Origin of the sequence: Microcoleus sp. BR0-C5 (assembly GCF_036705045.1) — a bacterium.
Lineage (GTDB): Bacteria > Cyanobacteriota > Cyanobacteriia > Cyanobacteriales > Microcoleaceae > Microcoleus.
Genome location: NZ_JAUBTR010000037.1, coordinates 20,631 through 42,649, shown reverse-complemented (window position 1 = coordinate 42,649; position 22,019 = coordinate 20,631). Strand labels below are relative to the sequence as shown.

The following is a 22,019-nucleotide window of genomic DNA, read 5'->3' as shown; positions in this document are numbered from 1 at the left end:
TATGGAGGAAAATAAGAGCATACAGTTGAACACCACTCCTCCCATGCCTCCTATCCCCCTTCTCCCAAGCCAATTAGTTGTCACAACTATTTTCAATTCGATCGAATCTTTGGGATTCACTAATATTGCAGGCAAAGTATTTCCGGGGGAGCAAGCTGAATCCCGACAAGAGGCAAATTTAAAAGTTAGTACCCAAAAGTTTTACACTCAGGGTTTAAAAAATCTCGAAGAACAAGACTTGCACGGCGCTATTAAAAATTTTACTGCTACAATTAACATTAATCCGCTATTCGCGTCAGCTTACAACGATCGCGGTGTGGCCCGCTACAAATTAGGCTACAAGCAATCGGCGATCGAAGATTTAACTACAGCCATCGAACTCAATCCTTACCGAGCCAAGTATTACAGCAATCGGGGGTTTATGCTGACTCGTTTAAAAGATTATACTGCGGCGATCGCGGATTATAACTCGGCACTGCTGCTCAACCCTAATGTAGCTCACTATTACTTTGACCGAGGTGCTATCCGCCTGAAAATGGAGAATTCCCTGGCAGCACTAGCTGATTTTGAGTCAGCAATTCGCCTGGATAGCGATTTTGCTAAAGCTTACTTTAACCGAGGAGTGACTAGATATAAATTGAGAGAGGTTCATGGAGCATTTGAGGATTTTCAGAAGGCGGCAGGGCTTTTTAAGCTGCAGGGGAGAATGGATTCTTATCAAGATGCGGTTTCTAAAATTAGCCAGCTATGGTATTAATTGAATTGGGAATTGGGAATTGGCAATTGGGAATTGGGAATTGGGAATTGGGAATTGGGAATCAGGTAAGGTGCACCGAAGAGCACCCTACACCTATAATTATGGCGTCAGTCTTGTTAAAGTTAGCCAACTCTCAAGGCGGCGTCTCCGGGGGGCAAGTTATCGACAAGGAAAGCAGTAGAAAAGTTAATTGCAAAAGCAGCATTTTGAACTGCTGCGGGGGTGGCATTTTGAACGACAGCCAAAGTCACTCCTCCAAATTGAATGAGTGTGTTGCTGCCTGATTGGGTGAATGAGGTGTTGGATAAAGGGCTGGTTAAGCCAATACGATCGCCATCTCCCGGCCTAAAATCAAGAATTATATCGCTCGTCCCATCCAACTCCAGATTTTCACCCGTAACCAGAACAAACGTATCTGCCCCGCCACCACCAGTGAGAGTATCGCTGCCAGTATCGCCAATCAAAAAATCGTTACCATCGCCGCCGATTAAAACATCGTTTCCTCTGCCGCCTCGCAAAAAGTCGTTACCAGCACCGTCATTGATTGTATCGTCGCCGAGATTTCCGTTGATAATATCGTCGCCAACACCTCCGCTAATGGAGTCGTTACCTTTGCCGCCTCTGAGAAAGTCGTCACCCGCTTCGCCCGTGAGGGTATCGTTGCCTTGGCTGCCATTAATTGCATCATCCGTCGGTGAACCGAGGATCGCATTGTTGCCGCTACCTCCCACTACACCGCTGGGATTTTGCTGAGAGTCTTGGGAAGTGACTTGATAGTTATTGGTAGTGTCTGACAGTCTGAGCGCTCGCAAAGATAGATTTACGAAATTGGTACTATTGATTAAAGCGTTAAGCGCATTAACATCGCTAACTATGCTAGAAACCCGACTGGGAACGATTCCTTGAACGACTTTTGCCGTCGAAATGCGATCGCCCTGCTGCACAGCATTCACCGTTTCAAAACCTTGAATAACGTTGCCAAAAACAGCATAATTACCATCCAAAAATGGCAAATCATCCAAAGCAAAATAAAACTGCGAAGAAGCCGAATTCAAAGCATTAGAACGAGCCATTGCCACAGCCCCGCGAGTGTGCTGTAACTGCGGCGTCTGGGTTACAACTTGGTTGTAAACAGGTTGCGCGGCCCCTTGTGGCTTAATTTCCAAAGGAATAAAACGCGCCTGATTGGTATCCGGGTCAATAAAACTACCCGTTCCCAATTGACTGGCTGGAATTGTCGTATCTCTGCTGCGCGGATCGCCTCCTTGCACCACAAAAGGATCGGGCTGGCGCACAACTCGGTGAAACATCACCCCGTCGTAAATGCCACGTTCCACTAAGTCAACAAAATTTCCCCCAGTAATCGGGGCATTAGTGCCGTCTACTTCGATCGTAACGGGTTGACCGTTAATTACCTGGACTACTATAGCTTTGCCTGTTAACGGGAGTGCAGCGCTCATGGGTAAATTGCTATTGGAGTGAGTGATATTTGGGTTTTAGAAGCAATCCGCGAATTGCCCTTACCCATTTAATCAGAAAACTGTAAACTTGTCTTAAGTACAGTTCTACTTCTAAAATTTATGATGTCCCGTCGCAAGTTTTTTAGCACTTTATTCGCAATTTGTCTAGTTTTTCTAAGTTTCAATTTTGCTACACCTGCATTGGCCCTCGGTGGCAAGCTTCCGGCGGTGAATGAAGCGGCACCGGATTTTAGTTTGCGGACAAACAGCGGCGACGGACAAGTGTCCCTGTCCGATTATCGCGGTAAGTGGCTGGTAGTCTATTTTTATCCGAAAGACTTTACATCGGGATGTACGATCGAAGCGCGTCGATTTCAGGAAGACTTGCCGAAATACTTGGCAAAGAATACTCAAATTATCGGTATTAGCGCTGATGATATCAACTCCCACGCGGAATTTTGCGATTCCGAAGGTTTGAAGTTTCCGCTGTTAGCTGATACGGATGGTAAAGTGAGTAAAGCTTACGGTTCTTGGATGAGTTTTATCTCGGCGCGGCACAGTTTTATTATTGACCCTGAAGGAATTTTGCGCGAAACTTTTGTGAAAATTAATCCGGCGATTCATTCTAAAGAAGTGTTTGCCCGGTTGCAGGAATTGCAGGCTAACGGGTAATACCCTTTTAGATTTTAGATTTTAGATGGGAATAATTGGGAATTAGTGAGGAAGCTTGTGTTTGTAGTGAGGACTAAAATCCTCTGAAAATAAAGAGGATTTTAGTCCTCACTACAAATGTTATCAGGTTGATTTGACCTCACGTCTTGCACCATTCTCAATAATCATTTTTTGGGCGGGCTTTTCGGCCCACCCCACAAGGAAATCTACTCTTTGTGGAACGGGCCCCAGAGCCCGTTCTTGACAATGGTGCAACATCTCAGTTTTACTGGAAATGATGGCTGGTAACGTGACAAGCAATATCAGAGTAAATCTAAAATCTAAAATCTAAAATCGCCTGTCGGGCCATACTCAGTGAGAATTAAACTGGCTATTGATTGCAACAGGATCGGAAGAAGATTCGGGTTCTGATAGATTTCTCTTTCTGCTAGCCATGCGGCGTTCCGGGTCAATTCCCTCGAAGGTTGGCGGCAACCAAACTCGGACTACCAACAACACTCCCAAAACCAGCAAAAATGCGCCTGTTGATAATATTTGAACCCAGGGAGTTTCCAGCACTCCCCGCACGATGACTTCTCGCAAAACTGATACAATACAAACTTCCACAGCTACGCCTATCGAAACTCTTTGTTCTTGCAAGTAAATAATTAGCAACCGAAATAATTCCACTAAAACCAATAAAAATAGAATGTCGGCAGTGACTTCCTGGAAATTCAAAGGAGGTAGCAGCGAAAAGAACATTTCTCGCAGTTCTAGCACCATGAAGCAAAATAAACCAATACATAGGGAAATTACAATTAAGTCTTGGACTGTTTCCAGAGCGGTGACGATTAATTGCAGATTCAACCATTGAGCGGGGTTACTGGACGAGTTGTTTAAACGCTTTTCCATTGACAGCTCCGGCAACTTGTTTGACTTTCTTACAGCTTAATTGAACTTAGGTTAATATTTGACAATTTACAGGTTTAATCTATTTATCAGTCTCATAAAATTTCGATTGGTTGACAATTTCACACACACTTTTATTTGCCACCCAGGTGGCTTGACATTTAGTGATACTTTATGCTATATGGAGCATGCAATAAGTAGCTTTGATATCTAAAAAATACAAGTTTGAATGCTGAAATGCTGCAACTGCTATAAAATATGAAAATTGTAAAGAATTATTTACCACAGCTTGATAAACTCAAGCTAGCGACTCTCGGCTTTAATCATACAAAAGCCGGAAAGTTAGCCCAAAAACCAAAAGTAATCCAGAGAGGATTGAACACAATGACATTTGAACTTGCACCATTACCCTTCGCCGCTGACGCCCTAGAGTCAGGTCATATGTCGGCCAACACTTTTTCATTCCACCACGACAAGCACCACGCTGCTTACGTGACCAATCTGAATAAACTGATTGAAGGAACTGAAATGGCGAGCAAATCCCTTGAAGAAATTGTCAAGGAATCTGCTAAAGACCCATCCAAAGCCGGCATTTTCAACAATGCAGGTCAAGTTTGGAACCACAATTTTTTCTGGAATTCCCTCGCACCGGGCGGCGGTGGCACTCCGACAGGAGCTTTAGCTGAGAAAATCAACGCCGACTTCGGCAGCTTCGACAAATTCAAAGAAGAATTCAAGACGGCTGCGACAACTCAGTTCGGTAGTGGCTGGGCTTGGCTGGTTTTAGACAACGGTACTTTGAAAGTTACCAAAACTGCTAACGCTGACACCCCCGTAGCACACGGCCAAACTCCGTTGCTGACTTTGGATGTGTGGGAACACGCTTATTATTTGGATTTCCAAAACCGCCGTCCCGACTACATTACTAATTTCTTGGATAATTTGGCTAACTGGGAGTTTGCAGCAGCAAATTTGGCTGCGGCTTAGTAGCATCAGAGTTTCAGGAATAAAGTCCTCATATCATGTCCGATCGATTAACCATAATATCCCGGTCGGGGCGGGTTTTTGAGATTGTCCATTGTTGGCAGGTATTGTTGGTGAACCCGCCCCTACAAAAATCACGGTCGCTCGACCGGACATGATATCACTACAAACCGATAAAGTTTGTAGTGAGGACTAAAGTTGTGATGAATGAAAATTAGGCGTTGCTGATTTACGGTATGAAAGGCTAAATATGCCAGTCATAGAAACCTGTATCGACAAAGCTTGGGGATTTTCAAATTATTTTTTTCATACCCTGATTAAGCAACGCCTAAAAAAGATTTAGAAGACCGTCGGAAAAATAGCCGCCTGCCCGTCCGGCTGAGGACATCAAAAATAGTGTGTCACGCGCTTGAAGCTGTTTGATAACCTTAGCGTTTCTAGTTTCTGGCTCAAAAAATATGGCTCTTTTGATAAAGCTGTAGCAGTTGGGGGTGTTAGATCTTTATAAGGTGGATTTTGGCAGAATTAATTGGAGATAGAGCATGAAGGATAAAGATGAAGTTAGGACTGTGGCACAAAAACAGGCTACTCTGCAAAAAATTAGGGAAGGGATAGAACGAGACGGGGGTAGAGGGTTCATCCTTACAGTTGCCTATGAGGCTTTACCCGAGAGCATTGAGATAAAGAAATTGTGCGAAAGTTACGAGCGCGCTTGGGAATGGGATAAGGATGAACCCGGAGAAAACAGGACTGAAGCAGAAACAAAGTTAACAATCTACAGTTTGGAAGAGTCGGAATGGATTTTCCTGATGCTTTCGACTATGAAGGGAGATGTACAGCAAACTATTGAAAACACCAACCGCGTGACACACACGATTAGGGTTAAATAGGAAATTAATAATTGAGCATTTTCCCGCCTAAACCCCTAGCGGGATTTTTACGACTGGTTGCCATTGTCTTTTTCGGGAGTTGCTGAATACAGGTATGAATTCAAGTTTCCGGAATGGCTATAAGCCAAGTAGGGTGGGTTTTGTAACATCAAGCGAAAAGTTGATTCATACCATGAATCAGCAACGCCGAAAATTATATTGATTCCGGTTGCACAGTCCGTGATTGTTGACGGTTGACTGTTGACTGTTGACTGTTGACTGTGAATCAAAAAACTGAAAATTGCTCTAATATTTGTTGGCAGCTTGATTCGACTCGATCGGGACGGTGAAACGCGGATTTGATATCATTGTGGGGCAGGCGGAATTGATATTATTTAACCCAACTAGCTATTAGTAAACAAAAACAGCTTTCAACATTCCTTCGCCTCGGTCTGGTTGAAGTTCAAATCCTAGTTTTTTACAGAGGCTCTGCATCTTGTAGTTGCTATTGAGAATGTAGCCGACGATCGCCTCTAATTTCTCTTCCTGACCAATTTGCAACATCCGCCTCAATAATTCTGTTCCCAAACCGCGCTGCTGATAGCTATCGCTAACGATCAGGGCAAATTCGGCTTGGTTTGTGCCGTGGAGTTTGCTCAGACGCGCTACTCCCAAAATCCGGTGTTCTGAGGTTTCCGGGTCTTGACGATCGGCTACTAACACCATTTCCCGATCGTAGTCAATAAAACAAATCCGGGTCAAACGTTCGTGAGCGATGCGGTGCTTTAACTTTACCATGTGAGCGTAGCGCAAATACACGCTCTCTTCCGAAAGTTCTTGGTGGAACAGCACCATCAGCGGCTCATCTTCAGGACGAATCGGACGGATCGTGATGGGACGATCGCCGTCTGTTGACCAGGTTTGAACGTATTGCGTAGGATAGGGGCGAATCGCGGGTGAAATGGGGTTTTCCGTTGTTTGGAGAACCACGCGGGCATCAAGAGCGATCGCACCTTCAGGAGAAACCAACAGCGGATTAATATCAATCTCGGCAATTTGAGGTTGCTCTACAATCAGTTGACTGAAACGAACTAATAACTGTTCGAGTTGTACCAGGTCAATTGCCGATCGACCGCGCACTCCTTGCAAAGCTTTATAGATGCGCGTTTGCTCCATCATCCGCCGCGCTAGGGTGGTATTTAAAGGCGGAAGAGCCAGCGATCGATCTTGAAAGACTTCCACTAATTGTCCCCCGGAACCAAACAGCATCACCGGCCCAAATTGTGGGTCAATACTGCTACCCAAAATTAGTTCATAGCCTTCCAAATGCACCATCGGCTGCACTGTCACGCCGAGAAACGCTGCCGGATCGATCGCCCGTACCCGCTGGGCGATCGCCTCAAAGGCACTAATTACAGCGTTAGCATCGCCTAAATTTAGTTTTACGCCCCCCACATCGGTTTTGTGAGTAATCGTCTCAGAATGGAGTTTTAGCACCACTGGATAACCGAGGCGATCGGCAATTTCCACAGCTTCGCGATCACTGGTGGCTATGGATGTGGCGATGGTGGGAATCCCGTAAGCTGCGAGCAACTGCTTTGATTCGTATTCTGTTAAGAGACTGCGATCGCTTTTGCGTGCAGAAGTCACAATATTTGCGGCCGCCGATCGATCTGGACTCCAGAGATCGGAATCAGCCGACAGAGAAGGCGTTTCGTAGATAGCGCGCAGGTTGTACGTGTACCGCCACATATAGTTGAACAACCTGACGGCGGTATCGGGATAGGGGAAAGTCGGAATATTTGCCTGATTGAGAATTTGCGTTCCTGCTGACACTTCCACACCGCCCATCCAGCTTGCTAGTAAGGGCTTTCCGAGTTTGCTGTAAGACTTGAGTTTTTCTGCAGTTTGGGTGGGATTGGTCATCGCTTGTGGCGTTAGGATGACCAGCAATCCGTCACTATTGGGATCGGGAGCGACCACTTCTAGAGTTTTGGCGTAACGATCGCTACTAGCATCGCCCAAAATATCGATCGGGTTGTGATGACTCCACTGAGGTGGCAAAAACTCATCAAGCCGCTGCAGCGTCTCCGGTGCCAGATCTGCCAGGGCACCGCCGTCGCTAATTAAGGCATCAGTGGCGATCGCCCCTGGGCCTCCGGCATTGGTGACGATCGATAGGCGGTTGCCCTGCGGTCGCGGTTGCTTGGCGAGAATTTCTGCCATGTCGAACAAATCGGAAATCGTATGTACGCGCAACGCGCCACAGCGGCGGAAAGCAGCGTTAAGCACGTCATCGCTGCCGGTCAAAGCTCCCGTATGGGAAGCGGCGGCTTGCGCGGCGGCGGCGGTACGTCCTACCTTGAGAATGATGATCGGTTTGTCGATCGCGACTGGGCGGGCGGCGGACAGGAACGAACGAGCATCACCCATAGATTCCATGTACAAAACGATACTGTGAGTATGGGGATCGTCCCCGAAATACTCGATCAGATCGCCCCAACCGACATCGAGCATAGAGCCGATCGATACAAAGGCGCTAAAACCGACATTTTCCCCTAAACTCCAGTCGAGAATCGAAGTACAGAGGGCGCCGCTTTGACTGATGAAGGCGACATTACCCGGACGGGCGATCGTACCTGCAAAAGTAGCATTGAGCCCAAGCACAGGATTCATCACGCCGAGGCAATTTGGGCCAATAATCCGCATTCCGCCCAGACGCGCTTGGGCGATAATTTGCTGTTCTAAAGCCTCCCCAGCCGCACCAATCTCTTTAAAGCCAGCAGACACAATAATTGCCCCTTTCACCCCAGCCGCGATACATTCGCGGATCACTTGCGGCACCCCAGCGGCAGGCGTAGCAATCACCGCCAGATCCACTATTTCCGGGACGCTAGCAATGTCAGGATAAGACTTGAGCCCCAAGACGCTGCGGCGCTGCGGATTCACTGGAAAAACTGTGCCGCCAAACGGATTCCGAATCAAGTTCCACAGGAGAGTTCGTCCAACGCTTCCTTCTCTCTCTGTTGCGCCGATTACAGCCACGGAGCGAGGCCGAAAAATCCGATCAAGCGGATGACGCTGTTCTTTCCAAATATCGTGAGCCCGATCGCTCGCAGTGCTTTGATTCATTGAATTTATCTGCATAGTACCCTACTTCAATTAATCAGCAATTAATATTGCTCTGCTTTCGATAACTATCACCGAATCAAATCCGAACTCTTTTTCTGCTTTTTTTCTGCTTTTTCTTCATCTTCTTCGGGTGTTCGCGGTTCCTGAAAAAAAAATCTCATTGCCCGTTTCCGACACCCCCGCCCTTAAACAACATTTGGGTTGTCTAAGTGTTAGTTCGGGAACCCCTTTGGTCAGAGCTTCCTCAACAATTCACGAGGAGGTTCTGCCTACTATCTATCTTAATTCTTCCCACCAAATTAGCAAGTCAAGTTTTGTAACAAAGAGCGAACAGGGTATTAAAAATATTGAGATTAAATATATAGTAGATGTAGTGGTCGAAGCAGAAAAGATCGATCGCTAATAAAAAATTGAGGTGAAAGCAAGCTATGTTTGCAGAATGGCACGGCTTTACTGAAGGCAACTGGACAACGGAAGTCAACGTCAGAGACTTCATCCAAAAGAATTACACCCCCTACGAAGGGAATGCAGAATTTCTCACAGCACCAACCGAAAAAACCCAGCAACTTTGGCAAAAAGTTCTGGAATTAATGAAGCAAGAGCGCGAAAAAGGTGTATTGGATGTTGATACAAAAGTTCCCACATCGATCACGGCTCATGCAGCAGGATACATCGATCGCGACTTAGAACAAATAGTAGGTTTGCAAACCGATCGACCTTTGAAACGCGCGATTATGCCCTTTGGCGGGATTCGCGTTGTCAAGGCAGGTTTAGAAGCTTACGGCTATCAGCTTGATCGGCAAACTGAAGAAATATTTACGAAATATCGCAAAACTCACAACGATGGTGTATTCGATGTTTACACGCGCTCGATGCGTCTGGCGAGACGTTCTGGTATCATCACAGGTTTGCCAGATGCCTACGGACGCGGGCGGATCATCGGTGACTATCGGCGCGTGGCTTTATACGGTGTCGATCGCCTGATTGACGATAAAAAAACACAGCAAGAATCACTCGAACTAAACGCGATGGACGAGGGAACAATTCGTTTGCGCGAAGAGTTATCCGAGCAAATTCGGGCATTGTTTGAGTTAAAAGAAATGGCTGCTAGCTACGGCTTTGATATTGGCAGTCCGGCGGCAAATGCACGAGAAGCTGTCCAGTGGGTGTATTTTGGCTACTTGGGAGCAGTGAAAGAACAAAACGGGGCAGCGATGTCTCTCGGCCGCGTATCGACGTTTTTAGACATTTATTTCGAGCGCGATTTGCAAAGTGGCGCGAGTTCCGAACAAGAATTGCAAGAACTAATCGACCATTTTGTAATGAAACTCCGCATGGTGCGGTTTTTGCGAACTCCCGACTATAACGATCTGTTTTCTGGCGATCCAACTTGGGTAACAGAGGCGATCGGCGGTATCAGCGATGACGGTAGAACATTGGTAACTCGTAACAGTTTCCGATTCTTACACACCCTCTCAAACCTCGGTACTGCACCAGAACCAAATCTCACCGTGTTGTGGTCGGAAAACTTGCCGGAAAACTTCAAACTATTCTGTGCCAAGGTATCCAGCGATACGAGTTCGATTCAGTACGAAAACGACGATTTGATGCGCCCTCAATACGGCGATGATTACGCGATCGCCTGTTGTGTCTCCGCCATGCGAATTGGCAAGCAAATGCAGTTTTTCGGCGCGCGAGTTAACTTGGCTAAGACTTTGCTCTATGCGATTAACGGCGGTAAAGATGAGAAGTCCGGCGACCAAATCGCGCCGCAGTTCCCACCGATTACTACCGAATATCTCGATTATGACGAGGTAAGAGCCAGGTTCCGCGACATGATGGCGTGGTTGGCAAAAACGTATATCAATACGTTGAATGTCATTCACTATATGCACGACAAATACTGCTACGAACGGCTGGAAATGGCATTGCACGATCGCGATGTTTACCGGACAATGGCCTGCGGAATTGCCGGATTGTCGGTGGTGGCGGACTCCCTGTCGGCGATTAAAAACGCTAAAGTTAAGGTGATTCGCAACGAGCAAGGTTTGGCAGTGGATTACTCGATCGAAGGAGAATATCCCAAATATGGCAATAATGACGATCGCGTAGACAGTCTAGCCATCGAACTTGTGCAAAGCTTCATGAACGAAATTCGCCAGCACAAAACCTACCGCGGCGCTGTAGCGACTCAATCGGTACTCACAATTACCTCTAACGTAGTTTACGGCAAAAAAACTGGTAGCACTCCCGACGGACGTAAAGCAGGCGAACCCTTTGCCCCCGGTGCTAACCCGATGCACGGCCGAGATTCCTGTGGGGCGATCGCATCCTTATCTTCTGTAGCAAAACTGCCTTACAGTGATTGTCAAGATGGCATATCGAATACTTTTTCGATTCTACCGCAAGCCTTGGGCAGAATGGAGAGCGATCGGACTAACAACCTAGTTAGTCTTATAGACGGTTACTTCCACGATGGCGGCCATCACATCAATGTTAACGCGCTCGATCGGCAAACATTACTAGATGCGATGGAACATCCAGAAAACTATCCCCAGCTAACAATTCGCGTCTCCGGTTATGCGGTTAATTTCATCAAACTTACCCGCGAACAGCAATTAGATGTGATTAAACGGACTTTCCACGAGCGCGTCTAAATCCCATTGGAATCGGCGGTTTAAACCGCTCCTTGTCAAACGAAGTCCGAGCTGAGGGGGACTCAAGAAGCGCCTACATAATTGGTTCTGCATAAGTCTTTTTTCGTCTAGTTTCGCTGTTGAACCATGAGGCCAGATCCCCCCTAACCCCCCTTAATAAGGGGGGAACAAGAGTATTCTTGAATTCCCCCGACTATCCGGGGATTCAAGGGGAACCGTCCACTTCTCAAAGTCCCCCTTCTTAAGGGGGATTTAGGGGGATCGAGCCTCAGCAACCAAACGAAAAATCCGCAAGTTTCCAGGCTTAAGTTACCACCGAGATTCCCTCATCCCTAATCTAGAAACATCACCAACAAACAGCAAATTAAATGTCTGGAATTGGTCGCATTCATTCAATCGAAACCTTTGGTACCGTAGACGGCCCCGGAATCCGGTTTATCGTCTTCACCCAAGGCTGTCCGTTACGCTGTCTTTACTGTCACAATCCCGACTGTCGCGATTCCCACGATGGTAAAGAAGTAACCGTCGATTATTTAATCGAACAAATTACAAAATGTAAATCCTACCTGCGGAAAGGAGGCGTTACCGTCAGCGGCGGCGAACCGTTGATGCAGCCGGATTTTGTCAGAGAAATCTTTGCCCGCTGCCATCAAATGGGCTTGCATACAGCCCTAGACACATCAGGGTTCTGTGTTTTAGAAGTTGCTAAACCGGTTCTGGAAATGACCGATCTGGTTTTATTGGATATCAAATCCTACATTCCCGAACTGTATTACAAAGTCACCAACGTTTCCATCGAGCCTACTTTAGCAATGGCCAAATATCTCAGCGAAATTGGCAAACCGACGTGGATTCGCTTCGTTCTAGTTCCTCACCTCACAGATCACATCGAAAATGTAGAAAAACTAGCAGAGTTTATTGCCAATCTGAACAATGTGGAAAAAGTCGAAGTATTACCATTTCATAAAATGGGAGAATACAAATGGGAACAATTAAAACTGGATTACGAGCTCAAGGATACACCTCCAGCTTCACCGGAACTCGTCCAACAAACTGTTGATATTTTTCGCAGTCGCGGGGTAAATGCGATCGGAGCTAGCGGTATATAATAATTAAAAGACCGCGTTCAAAAGTCACAAACAATCTGGAAATTATCGGCGTTGATCTGCAGGTTCCCTACCAATCAAAGATTAAGGCAATCATTTCCCAGAAATAAACATCAGGAACAATAACATGAAAGTTACCAATTTAGAGGAATTAGAAGTCCTAATTCAAAAAGTGAAAGCAGCCCAAGCTGAATTTGCCACCTACACTCAAGAACAAGTCGATCGCATATTCAAGCAAGTAGCTTTAGCCGCTAACGCCGCGCGCATTCCCTTAGCCAAGGCAGCAGTCAAAGAATCGGGAATGGGAGTCATCGAAGATAAGGCAATCAAAAATCATTTTGCCTCGGAAATGATTTACAACAAATACAAAAACGACAAGACTTGCGGTATCATCGAGTCCGATCGGCATTTTGGCTACGAACGCATTGCCGAACCCGTGGGACTGCTGGCGGGAATCGTTCCTGTAACTAACCCAACTTCCACCACTATCTTTAAGTCTTTAATCGTGCTCAAGACGAGAAATGGCATTATATTTTCGCCCCATCCCCGCGCCAAATCCTGCACGGCTGCGGCGGCAAAAATCATCCTCGATGCTGCTGTAGCAGCAGGAGCACCACCGGATATTATTGGGTGGATTGATGAGCCAACTGTGCCACTTTCCCAGGCTTTGATGCAGCACCACGATATCAAACTAATTTTGGCAACTGGCGGGCCGGGAATGGTAAAAGCTGCCTACTCTTCAGGACATCCCTCCCTCGGTGTCGGCGCGGGAAATACTCCCGCCATCATTGATGAAACCGCCCACATCCAAATGGCTGTCAGCTCAATTTTGCTCAGCAAAACTTTCGACAACGGCACGATTTGTGCTTCCGAACAATCGGTGGTTGTTGTGGATGAGGTGTACGATGCCGTGCAACTGGAATTTATCAAGCGCGGTGCTTATTTCCTGAATGCGGAAGAACGGGAAAAAGTGCGGCAGGTAATCTTAATTGATGGTCGATTGAATGCCGAAATAGTCGGACAATCGGTGCAAAAGGTGGCGCAGATTGCGGGTTTTGTAGTGCCGTCAAACATCAGGGTTTTGATTGGAGAAGTGGATACGATAGGTAAAGAAGAACCCTTTGCTTGTGAAAAACTTTCGCCGATTCTCGCCATGTACCGCGCCAAGGACTTTACTGAAGCAGTAGACAAAGCTGAAGCGCTGATAATTTTTGGCGGACACGGCCATACTTCTGTACTCTACACCGCTCCGCACAATCAGAAGCACATTCGTTATTTTGAAAGCAAACTAGAGACTTCGCGGGTGCTGATTAATACGCCTTCTTCTCAAGGTGCGATCGGCGATTTGTACAATTTCCGCCTCGATCCCTCCCTTACCCTCGGTTGCGGTAGCTGGGGGGATAATTCCATTTCTGTCAACGTGACACCCCATCACCTGCTCAATATCAAAACTGTAGCAGAACGGCGCGAGAATATGCTGTGGTTCCGCATTCCTCCCAAGATTTACTTTAAGTCGGGTTGTCTTCCTGTAGCTTTGAGGGATCTTGCAGGTAAGAAACGTGCTTTGATAGTGACGGATAAACCTTTGTTTGAATTGGGATTGATTAAGGAAGTCACAGATAGTTTGGAAGAAATCGGCATCGATCACTACACATTTTACGATGTGGAACCCGATCCTTCGCTTGCTACTGTTCGCAAAGGTTTAGAAATCTGCAATAGTTTCCATCCAGATGCGATTATTGCCTTTGGTGGTGGCTCGCCGATGGATGCTGCTAAAGTAATGTGGCTGATGTACGAGCATCCAGAAATTGAGTTTGAAGGATTGGCGATGCGGTTTATGGATATTCGCAAGCGGGTATACGAACTGCCGCCTTTGGGTTCAAAGGCAATTATGGTGGCAATTCCAACTACTTCGGGAACGGGTTCGGAAGTCACGCCTTTTGCGGTTGTTACGGATGAACGATCGGGGATTAAGTATCCGCTTGCAGATTATGCTCTGACTCCGAGTATGGCGATCGTCGATCCAGAACTTACGCTGAATATGCCCCGGAAACTGACTGCTTACGGCGGCATTGATGCGCTAACCCACGCTTTAGAAGCTTATGTTTCTGTGTTGGCTTCTGAGTATACAAATGGTTTGGCTTTAGAAGCAATTCGTTTGCTGTTTAAATACTTGCCCAGCGCTTACAAAAATGGTGCTAACGATCCGAAAGCGCGGGAGAAAGTACATTATGCTGCTACGATCGCCGGGATGGCATTTGCCAACTCTTTTCTGGGGGTTTGTCACTCAATGGCTCACCAATTAGGTGCAACTTGCCACGTCCCTCACGGTTTAGCGAATGCGCTGATGATTTCCCACGTTATTCGCTACAATGCAACTGATGTTCCGTTCAAACAAGCGATTTTTTCTCAAAACAAGTATCCTAACAGCAAGTGGCGTTATGCTCGAATTGCGGACTATCTGAATTTGGGTGGCGATACAGAAGAGGAAAAAGTGGAGAAGTTGATCGCAGCGGTAGAAAATCTCAAGCGTGAGGTAGATATTCCTAGCACGATTCAGGAGGCGATCGCCAGTCAGGGAATGAGCGATGATTTCTTTTTTGCTCGCGTTGAGGAAATGGCCGATCGCGCTTTTGACGATCAGTGTACCGGAGCGAACCCCCGCTATCCGCTGATTGAAGATTTAAAGCAACTTCTGCTGCAAGCCTATTCTGACGGTGACACTTCTGAACTCAATCGAGTGTTAACTTTAGTGTAATCGGCGCGGTGCAATAGATTTCTCCAGAAAAGCCTGTCAATGGGGAGCAGGGTACCTAACCCCTAATCCCCACAGTTTCTGGAGAAGTTTAACGCAGAGCCCGGTGGTGAAAATAAACCCCGAAGCGGATCAAAATACCAAGTAGGGGTTAAAAAAATCTGAAATTGTGTTATAATTTGAGAGGTAACTATTTTACGAATTTTGTAGTTTTAGTGGCTGTTCGCGCGATGACCTCTTCACCAACCATAGCACCCGTTCGATCGAGTCAAGTTACCCGGAAACCTTATCCCAACTATCGGGTAATAGTCCTCAACGACGATTTCAACACATTTCAGCACGTTGTGGAATGTTTGACGAAATACATTCCAGGGATGACGAGCGATCAAGCTTGGAAACTCGCCAACCAAATCCACCACGAAGGCCAGGCCACCGTCTGGGTTGGCCCGCAAGAGCAAGCAGAACTTTATCATATGCAATTAAGCCGTGCAGGACTGACAATGGCTCCGCTAGAGTCAGCTTAACATTTTTTAACTGCCAGTTATAATCAGTTACAATACTTACTTTGAAACTTGCCAAAATGGCAACATCACTTCATCCTCTTGATTTAGATTATGTGTCAATAAGCTGTTCGACATTCAAACTGCAATATTTGTGGGCCAGACCCCATACTGCAAGGGGTGGAGGCAATAAATTTAAATGACTAACAGCTTACACCTAATCTGTTACTCAAGTAGGACAATTTTATGAATCATCCTTTTGATCTAGATATTGCTGATCTCGAAGCAATTGATTTGGATTTTGAAGAGACGCTAACTGATGAACAGGCCACCCGCATCGGAGGTGGATTAATGGCTACCACTCTAGCCATAGGTGAAGAAGGTGGTGGTGGGATACAGTGTATCTCCGCTCCCTGTCCGGGAAGTGAAGGAGGAGGAGGAGCATTTCCTCCCCAGCCTATTCCCATTGACCCTCCGATGACCACTCTGGCTCTAGGTGAAGAGGGTGGAGGATATTACACAAAAGCTTGGTTTGAAGGCGGTGGAGGCCCTCTTGATTGGTAATCTCATTCGTGCCGACAATGATAGAGATTCTGCCTAATTCCTGAACTATTCCGATTTTTTCTGTAATAAGCTGTTGTGCATTTAAATTGTATATTTCGAGTCCCCATCAAAAATCGTCAAATCCTCTCCCCCTCTCCTCTTCTCCCCCTCTCCCTCTCTAATACCATAGGCAATCTAGATGCAACACAGCTTAAGACTTTCAAAGATTCAGCCTCCTTCGAGGCTTTTTTCTCAATATATAAAAAGTTGCAACACTCTCAAAAAAAGTGATGCGACTTTTAATATTTGTAGTTGATTTTAGCACATTTTTAATTTTCCAATTTCCCATGAACATTTTAATTCTGGGTAATGATTCAGATGCTCATGCTGCTCATATAAAAGATGCTCTCACCCAAGCCGGTGCAGAAGTAGATTATTTAGATACCTATCTGTTTCCCCGACAGTTACGTCTGTCTTGGCAACCTGATACCCTGGTAGGGTGTTTGACGCTACCCGGAGGTCGCCAGTTGAATTTTCAAGATATTCACAGTGTATTTTGGCGCAATTTTTCCGGTGTTGGCGTTGCACCTTTAAAAGATGCAAATCAACAGCAAGTTGCATTAAACGATTCCATGAGTACAGTGCGATCGCTAATGCAAGCTTGTCCGGCTCGCTGGATTAATTCATGGCAGGCCTACCAATTTCATAAAGAAAAGCCCCTACAACTGAGCAAAGCTAAGCAAATAGGAGTGACAATTCCTGCAACTTTAATCAGTAACAATCCAGAGCAAGTTAGGGAATTTTTTCAATCTCAGAAAAAAGTAATTTTTAAGCCAGTTTATGGTGGCGCTCATACCAAGTTGATGACAGAGGCGCATTTAGAACCTAATCGGCTGGGCTTGGCTTTGAGTATTTCACCAATCACAATACAAGAGTATATTCCTGGGACAAACATTCGCAGTTATGTGATTGGTGAATCAGTTTATTCGGCGGAAATTCGCAGTCAAGCTTTGGACTTTCGGGAAGATTTAGAGTCCGAGCTAATTCCGATAGATTTGCCCGAAGCAGTTCACGAACAATGTTTAGCAATATTAAAGGCATTTATGCTCGATTGGACTGCTATTGATTGGCGTCTCAAGCCAACCGGTGAGTATGTATTTTTAGAAGCCAATCCTAGTCCGATGTTCAGACATTTTGAGCGTCAGACTGGTTTTCCGATTACACAAAAATTAGTCAATCTATTAATGCTTTAACTGGGAGTTAAGAGGCGATCGTAATTTTGCCAATCATCCCCGCCTCTGTATGTCCGGCTACCGTACAGCGCAGGTTGTAGGTTCCCGATTTCATCGGTACAAACACCCATTCTGCCATAGCGCCCGGTTTAAGTTCCAATTCGTGAATCGCTCCTTTAATTTCCACTTTCCCAGCTTCAACTTTTTGAGTCCAACTCGCATCAGCAAAGTTTTTAGCAGTAAAATAATGTTTCTGCGAACTGGGATTCTTTAGCACTAATTTATAGCGCTTTCCCGATTCAAATTCTAGCAAATTGGGCAAGAATTTAAGTTCCCCAGCTTCGTTACCCAAACTAACAGTAATTTCGGTGACAGGTTGGCGAGACAAATCACCGGCAGCACTAGCAATTGCCGCCGGCATCAAGATTATGCTCAAACATAAAATTAGTCCCAAAATAACTTTTAGAGCGTGTTGTAACCGCTGGCAGCCGTAGAATTTGCCTAATTGCCAACCGAGTAAATAGATCATGGCTGTTCTGACTACTGTTAACTATTAACTGACGACTGACTAATAACGACTGACTACTGACTAAGCTGTTGTGCATTTAAGTTTTATGTTGAGGGCGGGCTTTCCGGCCCAACCCCTACTCCCCACAAGAAGGAAAAATTATTTTACCATGCAATTTAAATGCGTATTAGCTTACTGACTACTGACTAATGACTAATGACTACTGACTACTGACTTAATTCGATCGCCAAACTTCATCCCAAGGCCCGCCCCCAACTTCCAAACCCGATAAAGAACTTTGAGCCTCTAAGATAATTCTAGAACGCTGCTTGCCATTTTTTTCCACATTTCCCCCCAACAACTCTCGCAGTTGCAAGTGCAATTCGCCGTGTGTCGTATCCCGGCAGCAAAAAGCCAGACCTTTTTCTGTAGGAGCTCGCAGATAAGTACCAGGACTGTTTGTAGTGGCAATTAACTCAACTTCAAACTGACTGTTTCTCGCCTGCATTTTCCAGCTTCCCCAAGGTTCAATAGTCCAACTAACTTGTGAATTCCAAGGCACAAATTCGTAAAATTTGCCTCGGTAATGCAGACAAATCATTGCTACAGATTCCATCCACCACAGCACGCCCCGGTTGCCGCCGCCAGCAGTTAAAGCTAAATCGCTTTCGCCTTGAAAACAATTGCAATTAACCCAAAACCACTTTTGCGGAAAAGCACCGCCCCAGTTTTTTTCGCTGTAAGCAGGAGCATCTTTAAATTCGTAGCGTTTGTCATTCCAATCGATCCAGCCCGTGGCTAAACCGTGAGCCATTAAAATTTGCCATCCAGGCTCAAATATGGGTAGAAAAGATACAATTCCCGCCGTGGATTTCTGGATTTCCTCAGAGTTTCCCCAGCCATAAATAGGTTTAATTTCGTACTGCCAAAAACAGTTGCTGCCACTTCCCGGATCGTGCAGATAACCTTGATTCCAAGTAGCAGTAGCTTGATAGCCTTCTTCGACGCGGCTGTCGAATACTTGCGGTTCTAAATATTGGGGTTTAATTTGTAAATCTGTTCGCCCCCAATGTCCGAAAGCCAAGCCTTCTCGGTGCGCCCAAAACTTATTTACATCGGGCAAGGTGCGGCACAAATAGCTATCTTCCGGGCCGAGAATTTGAGCTGCACCGCCACTGTAAGGTTGACCGCCTCTGGGGTCTTCGATGGAATACATGAATGCAAAGGATTGTCCGTGAATCGGTAATGTTATTCGGTAGTACCAGCCTTCAAAAAAGCGCCGGGAACTGCCGTCCCAGTGGTATCCGCTGTGGGGAGTTTCAATAGTTTTGAGTTTTGAGAGTGAATTTGACATAGAATTACCAATAGCAGAAAGAAGAGTCATTAGTCAGTAGTCATTAGTCAGTAGTCATTAGTTAACGGTTAACAGTCAACAGTCAACAGTCAACGGTTAACAATGCCCTGTTTGGCCCATGCCCTGTTTGGCCTGTTTGGCCCATGCCTCATGACTAATGACTAATATGATAGGTTATTAATTATGTCTTTAGCACTTTGGCGATCGCCCTTAGCTCGCGCGCTCCACCGCAACCGCAGTCTTGCTTTTGCCCGCTACTTGCAACTAGCAACGGTTCGGGCTACCGGGCGACCGGCTAACCGCACTGTGGTGTTTCGTGGCTTTTTAGCAGATACTAATCAGTTAAAGTTTATTACAGATATTCGCAGTCAAAAGGCAGAGGAGATTAATCTCTATCCTTGGGGGGAAATTTGCTGGTATTTCCCGAAAACTCGCGAACAATTTCGGATTGCTGGAAAGCTAGTTTTGGTAGGGGAAGATTATCCAGAAGCCCAGTTGTGCTTATCGCGGTGCACAACTTGGCAGGAGCTTTCTGAGGCGGCTAGATCGCAGTTCGCTTGGCCGCATCCGGGGGATGACAAAGCCGAGGCTAGTGCTTTTGATTCTGCTTCCCCAAATGCGATCGAGCCGCTGCCTAATTTTTGCTTGCTGTTGTTGGAACCGGAAACGGTGGATTTGTTGGAGTTGCGGGGGGAACCGCAAAACCGATCGCTTTATCGGCGCGACGGGGAGGGAAATTGGTCGGTGCGCGAGGTCAATCCTTGAAAAAGAAGTCAGTAGTCATTAGTCAGTAGTCATTAGTTAACAGTTAACATTCACCAATGCCTTATGCCCAATTCCCTATGCCCTATGCCCTATGGCCTATGCCCAATTCAAATTTTAGATGCCGCTGCCGTCGAAAAATTCTTGAATTGCTTTATCTTTTAACTTGCAGCTAGGGGTTGTAAGTAGCTGTGTTTTTTCGGCTACGGCTACATTGCTGGCTTGGTTTAAAGCTTCTGATACTGAGTGGAAATTGTGGGAATTGGCAACAGAAGTTAAGGAGACAGATGCTTGAGGAACCAAACTTTTTACTTGCTGTTCGAGGGACTCGATACGATCGAGCAAAGAGCGAATTACTACAGCTTCCGAATCCGGCAAACTGCCGTGTTCTAGGGGATTGACGCGCACTCCCGATCGATAGACGATGCGGCCGGGAATCCCTACCACTGTGCAGTCAGATGGTACGTCGCGGAGCACGACGGAACCGGCGCCGATGCGGACGTTATTGCCAATTTGCAGATTGCCGAGTACCTTGGCGCCGGCACCTACAACTACATTTTCGCCGACGGTAGGGTGACGCTTCCCGCTTTGTTTGCCAGTACCGCCAAGGGTGACACCTTGGTAAATGAGGGCAAAATCGCCGATAATCGCTGTTTCGCCGATCACAACCCCCATACCGTGGTCGATGAAGACGCTTTTGCCGATGGTTGCCCCTGGGTGGATTTCAATTCCGGTCAAAAAGCGAGCAATGTGGGAAATCAAGCGGGGGATGAAGGGAAGTCCCAACACATAAAGCCAGTGTGCGAGGCGGTGCAGCACTAGGGCCTGAAGACCGGGGTAGCAAAACAAAACTTCCAGCCAGTTGCGAGCGGCAGGGTCGCGATCGAAAATTATACTGAAGTCAGCTCTAAGAGTCTTTAGCACTTTCGGAGTTACCTATTTTTGTTAAACACGCCACTTTCGATTTTACATTTTACTGGATGGCGGAAGTGAGCGGTCGATCGGGAGGGGGGAGAGAGGGGGTAGAATTTGACGACATTTTATTGTCACCATCCAACAGCGCCGCTGCGTTCTATTCCTGTACTGAGATTGTATAGTTAGACTTGACTCCAGGTTCGAGAGTACCTACCCAAATCCTGTAAGATCCTGCTTGCCAGTCTGAATCAAGTATGCCAGCATCTTTATTCTGACCTATATCGTCTCCGCAGCGCACCGCATTACCGGGGCCTTGTACGAGTAAGGTTGTGTCCTTTCCTCCGCTGTTGATTTGGAGTGTGAGTTTTGAAAAGTTTTGCTGCAAAACTATGATGTGGTCGGGAGTTGGGGTGGCAAAACCCAAACATTTGTTTTTGTGGCGATCGGCGTTGGCTATGGCAGATAGAGAGTACGATCCGCCTGTGGAACCTCTCAAAACTGCTGTTGGGGCTGCAAAACCTCGCGATAAAGTTAAAGTGCCGAAATTGGCTGTTTCTGCTAAAACTGGTAGGGCTGCGATCGCCGCGATCACACCCAAGAGCGCACCGTTTTTGAAATTGGCTCCCTGATTAAACAACATGGCAATACTCCAGGCGTCACAACTTAACATCACAATTCAGAATTTACCCATCGCAGCCCCTAGCATCCAAACTGTGGAGGAAGAATAATTTTTTTTAAATTAGTTCAAAACCTCCTGGCTTCTCTTCCTTATGTCTATCAGGACAATCCCTGTACGATCGCGCTCGCTTGTGCCACTCGGATTTCTGCCACAGGCGATCGACTCATATCCGAAATTGTACGGTGTCAAGATGATAAATTTGATACTCCTAGCCTTGCTGTTGGCGATCAGTTCCCTATTGACACA

Annotated in this window: 18 protein-coding genes; 11 read left to right on the top strand and 7 right to left on the bottom strand. The window is 46.4% G+C overall.

All coding sequences use genetic code 11. The features are described from left to right. Position 1: 1 nt before the first annotated feature. Positions 2–757: a tetratricopeptide repeat protein gene (locus tag QUB08_RS18450; RefSeq protein ID WP_333154940.1), complete on the top strand. Its 756-nt coding sequence runs from the start codon at positions 2–4 to the stop codon at positions 755–757. Between the two features lie 122 nt (positions 758–879). Here QUB08_RS18450 and QUB08_RS18445 read toward each other — a convergent pair whose 3' ends face one another. Next, entirely contained in the window at positions 880–2,217 is a 1,338-nt protein-coding gene (locus tag QUB08_RS18445) for a peptidylprolyl isomerase (protein WP_333226067.1), read from the bottom strand. A gap of 120 nt (positions 2,218–2,337) precedes the next feature. Between QUB08_RS18445 and QUB08_RS18440 the strand changes: the two genes are divergently transcribed. Further along, positions 2,338–2,889 (top strand): peroxiredoxin, encoded by a 552-nt coding sequence (locus QUB08_RS18440; protein ID WP_333226066.1) that lies wholly within the window; start codon positions 2,338–2,340, stop codon positions 2,887–2,889. A gap of 351 nt (positions 2,890–3,240) precedes the next feature. On the opposite strand, the gene QUB08_RS18435 is transcribed toward QUB08_RS18440, so the two are convergent. Next, positions 3,241–3,780 (bottom strand): phosphate-starvation-inducible PsiE family protein, encoded by a 540-nt coding sequence (locus tag QUB08_RS18435; RefSeq protein ID WP_333226065.1) that lies wholly within the window; start codon positions 3,778–3,780, stop codon positions 3,241–3,243. Between the two features lie 381 nt (positions 3,781–4,161). Between QUB08_RS18435 and QUB08_RS18430 the strand changes: the two genes are divergently transcribed. Together QUB08_RS18430 and QUB08_RS18425 are read left to right on the top strand one after the other, a co-directional pair. Next, positions 4,162–4,764, top strand: a complete 603-nt coding sequence (locus QUB08_RS18430) for a superoxide dismutase (RefSeq protein ID WP_333155012.1) — start codon at positions 4,162–4,164, stop codon at positions 4,762–4,764. A gap of 539 nt (positions 4,765–5,303) precedes the next feature. After that, positions 5,304–5,651 (top strand): hypothetical protein, encoded by a 348-nt coding sequence (locus tag QUB08_RS18425; protein ID WP_333226064.1) that lies wholly within the window; start codon positions 5,304–5,306, stop codon positions 5,649–5,651. A 390-nt stretch (positions 5,652–6,041) separates the two neighbouring features. On the opposite strand, the gene QUB08_RS18420 is transcribed toward QUB08_RS18425, so the two are convergent. Continuing rightward, entirely contained in the window at positions 6,042–8,762 is a 2,721-nt protein-coding gene (locus QUB08_RS18420; protein ID WP_333226063.1) for a bifunctional acetate--CoA ligase family protein/GNAT family N-acetyltransferase, read from the bottom strand. 428 nt (positions 8,763–9,190) lie between these two features. Between QUB08_RS18420 and pflB the strand changes: the two genes are divergently transcribed. The 6 genes from pflB (at position 9,191) to QUB08_RS18390 (ending at position 17,576) form a co-directional block, all read left to right on the top strand. Continuing rightward, a complete protein-coding gene (gene pflB / locus QUB08_RS18415; protein ID WP_333226062.1) occupies positions 9,191–11,419 on the top strand; it encodes a formate C-acetyltransferase in 2,229 nt (742 codons plus the stop codon). Positions 11,420–11,787: 368 nt separating this feature from the next. Then, on the top strand, positions 11,788–12,528 hold the full coding sequence (gene pflA / locus QUB08_RS18410; protein WP_333226061.1) for a pyruvate formate-lyase-activating protein: 741 nt from the start codon (positions 11,788–11,790) through the stop codon (positions 12,526–12,528). Between the two features lie 124 nt (positions 12,529–12,652). Beyond that, entirely contained in the window at positions 12,653–15,283 is a 2,631-nt protein-coding gene (gene adhE / locus QUB08_RS18405; RefSeq protein WP_333226060.1) for a bifunctional acetaldehyde-CoA/alcohol dehydrogenase, read from the top strand. Positions 15,284–15,510: 227 nt separating this feature from the next. Further along, the gene (clpS, locus tag QUB08_RS18400; protein ID WP_190743461.1) at positions 15,511–15,804 is read left to right on the top strand and encodes an ATP-dependent Clp protease adapter ClpS; all 294 of its coding nucleotides are present in this window, start codon (positions 15,511–15,513) and stop codon (positions 15,802–15,804) included. 222 nt (positions 15,805–16,026) lie between these two features. Then, a complete protein-coding gene (locus QUB08_RS18395; protein ID WP_333226059.1) occupies positions 16,027–16,344 on the top strand; it encodes a hypothetical protein in 318 nt (105 codons plus the stop codon). A gap of 326 nt (positions 16,345–16,670) precedes the next feature. Next, positions 16,671–17,576 (top strand): hypothetical protein, encoded by a 906-nt coding sequence (locus QUB08_RS18390; RefSeq protein WP_333226058.1) that lies wholly within the window; start codon positions 16,671–16,673, stop codon positions 17,574–17,576. Positions 17,577–17,583: 7 nt separating this feature from the next. Here the strand turns inward: QUB08_RS18390 and QUB08_RS18385 are convergent, their stop codons facing one another. Together QUB08_RS18385 and QUB08_RS18380 are read right to left on the bottom strand one after the other, a co-directional pair. After that, positions 17,584–18,084 carry a plastocyanin/azurin family copper-binding protein gene (locus QUB08_RS18385; protein WP_333226057.1) on the bottom strand — a complete coding sequence of 167 codons (501 nt, stop codon included), beginning with the start codon at positions 18,082–18,084 and terminating at the stop codon, positions 17,584–17,586. A gap of 214 nt (positions 18,085–18,298) precedes the next feature. Further along, complete coding sequence (locus QUB08_RS18380) at positions 18,299–19,417, bottom strand: tocopherol cyclase family protein (protein ID WP_333226056.1); 1,119 nt, start codon at positions 19,415–19,417, stop codon at positions 18,299–18,301. A gap of 183 nt (positions 19,418–19,600) precedes the next feature. Here QUB08_RS18380 and QUB08_RS18375 point away from each other — a divergent pair, with 183 nt between their 5' ends. Continuing rightward, complete coding sequence (locus QUB08_RS18375) at positions 19,601–20,182, top strand: Npun_F5749 family FMN-dependent PPOX-type flavoprotein (RefSeq protein ID WP_333226055.1); 582 nt, start codon at positions 19,601–19,603, stop codon at positions 20,180–20,182. Between the two features lie 114 nt (positions 20,183–20,296). On the opposite strand, the gene cysE is transcribed toward QUB08_RS18375, so the two are convergent. Continuing rightward, positions 20,297–21,103, bottom strand: a complete 807-nt coding sequence (cysE, locus tag QUB08_RS18370; RefSeq protein ID WP_333226054.1) for a serine O-acetyltransferase — start codon at positions 21,101–21,103, stop codon at positions 20,297–20,299. Positions 21,104–21,251: 148 nt separating this feature from the next. Beyond that, positions 21,252–21,734, bottom strand: a complete 483-nt coding sequence (locus tag QUB08_RS18365; protein WP_333156446.1) for a hypothetical protein — start codon at positions 21,732–21,734, stop codon at positions 21,252–21,254. Positions 21,735–22,019: the final 285 nt, after the last annotated feature.

Excerpts from the sequence above, each read along its gene's own strand:
- pflA (WP_333226061.1), top strand. The coding sequence starts at position 11,788 with ATGTCTGGAATTGGTCGCATTCATTCAATCGAAACCTTTGGTACCGTA.
- QUB08_RS18450 (WP_333154940.1), top strand. The coding sequence starts at position 2 with ATGGAGGAAAATAAGAGCATACAGTTGAACACCACTCCTCCCATGCCT.
- QUB08_RS18380 (WP_333226056.1), bottom strand. The coding sequence starts at position 19,417 with ATGTCAAATTCACTCTCAAAACTCAAAACTATTGAAACTCCCCACAGC.
- QUB08_RS18445 (WP_333226067.1), bottom strand. The coding sequence starts at position 2,217 with ATGAGCGCTGCACTCCCGTTAACAGGCAAAGCTATAGTAGTCCAGGTA.
- QUB08_RS18395 (WP_333226059.1), top strand. The coding sequence starts at position 16,027 with ATGAATCATCCTTTTGATCTAGATATTGCTGATCTCGAAGCAATTGAT.
- QUB08_RS18375 (WP_333226055.1), top strand. The coding sequence starts at position 19,601 with ATGTCTTTAGCACTTTGGCGATCGCCCTTAGCTCGCGCGCTCCACCGC.
- clpS (WP_190743461.1), top strand. The coding sequence starts at position 15,511 with ATGACCTCTTCACCAACCATAGCACCCGTTCGATCGAGTCAAGTTACC.
- QUB08_RS18435 (WP_333226065.1), bottom strand. The coding sequence starts at position 3,780 with ATGGAAAAGCGTTTAAACAACTCGTCCAGTAACCCCGCTCAATGGTTG.
- QUB08_RS18425 (WP_333226064.1), top strand. The coding sequence starts at position 5,304 with ATGAAGGATAAAGATGAAGTTAGGACTGTGGCACAAAAACAGGCTACT.
- QUB08_RS18440 (WP_333226066.1), top strand. The coding sequence starts at position 2,338 with ATGATGTCCCGTCGCAAGTTTTTTAGCACTTTATTCGCAATTTGTCTA.
- QUB08_RS18430 (WP_333155012.1), top strand. The coding sequence starts at position 4,162 with ATGACATTTGAACTTGCACCATTACCCTTCGCCGCTGACGCCCTAGAG.
- QUB08_RS18385 (WP_333226057.1), bottom strand. The coding sequence starts at position 18,084 with ATGATCTATTTACTCGGTTGGCAATTAGGCAAATTCTACGGCTGCCAG.
- QUB08_RS18365 (WP_333156446.1), bottom strand. The coding sequence starts at position 21,734 with ATGTTGTTTAATCAGGGAGCCAATTTCAAAAACGGTGCGCTCTTGGGT.
- QUB08_RS18420 (WP_333226063.1), bottom strand. The coding sequence starts at position 8,762 with ATGAATCAAAGCACTGCGAGCGATCGGGCTCACGATATTTGGAAAGAA.
- QUB08_RS18390 (WP_333226058.1), top strand. The coding sequence starts at position 16,671 with ATGAACATTTTAATTCTGGGTAATGATTCAGATGCTCATGCTGCTCAT.
- adhE (WP_333226060.1), top strand. The coding sequence starts at position 12,653 with ATGAAAGTTACCAATTTAGAGGAATTAGAAGTCCTAATTCAAAAAGTG.
- pflB (WP_333226062.1), top strand. The coding sequence starts at position 9,191 with ATGTTTGCAGAATGGCACGGCTTTACTGAAGGCAACTGGACAACGGAA.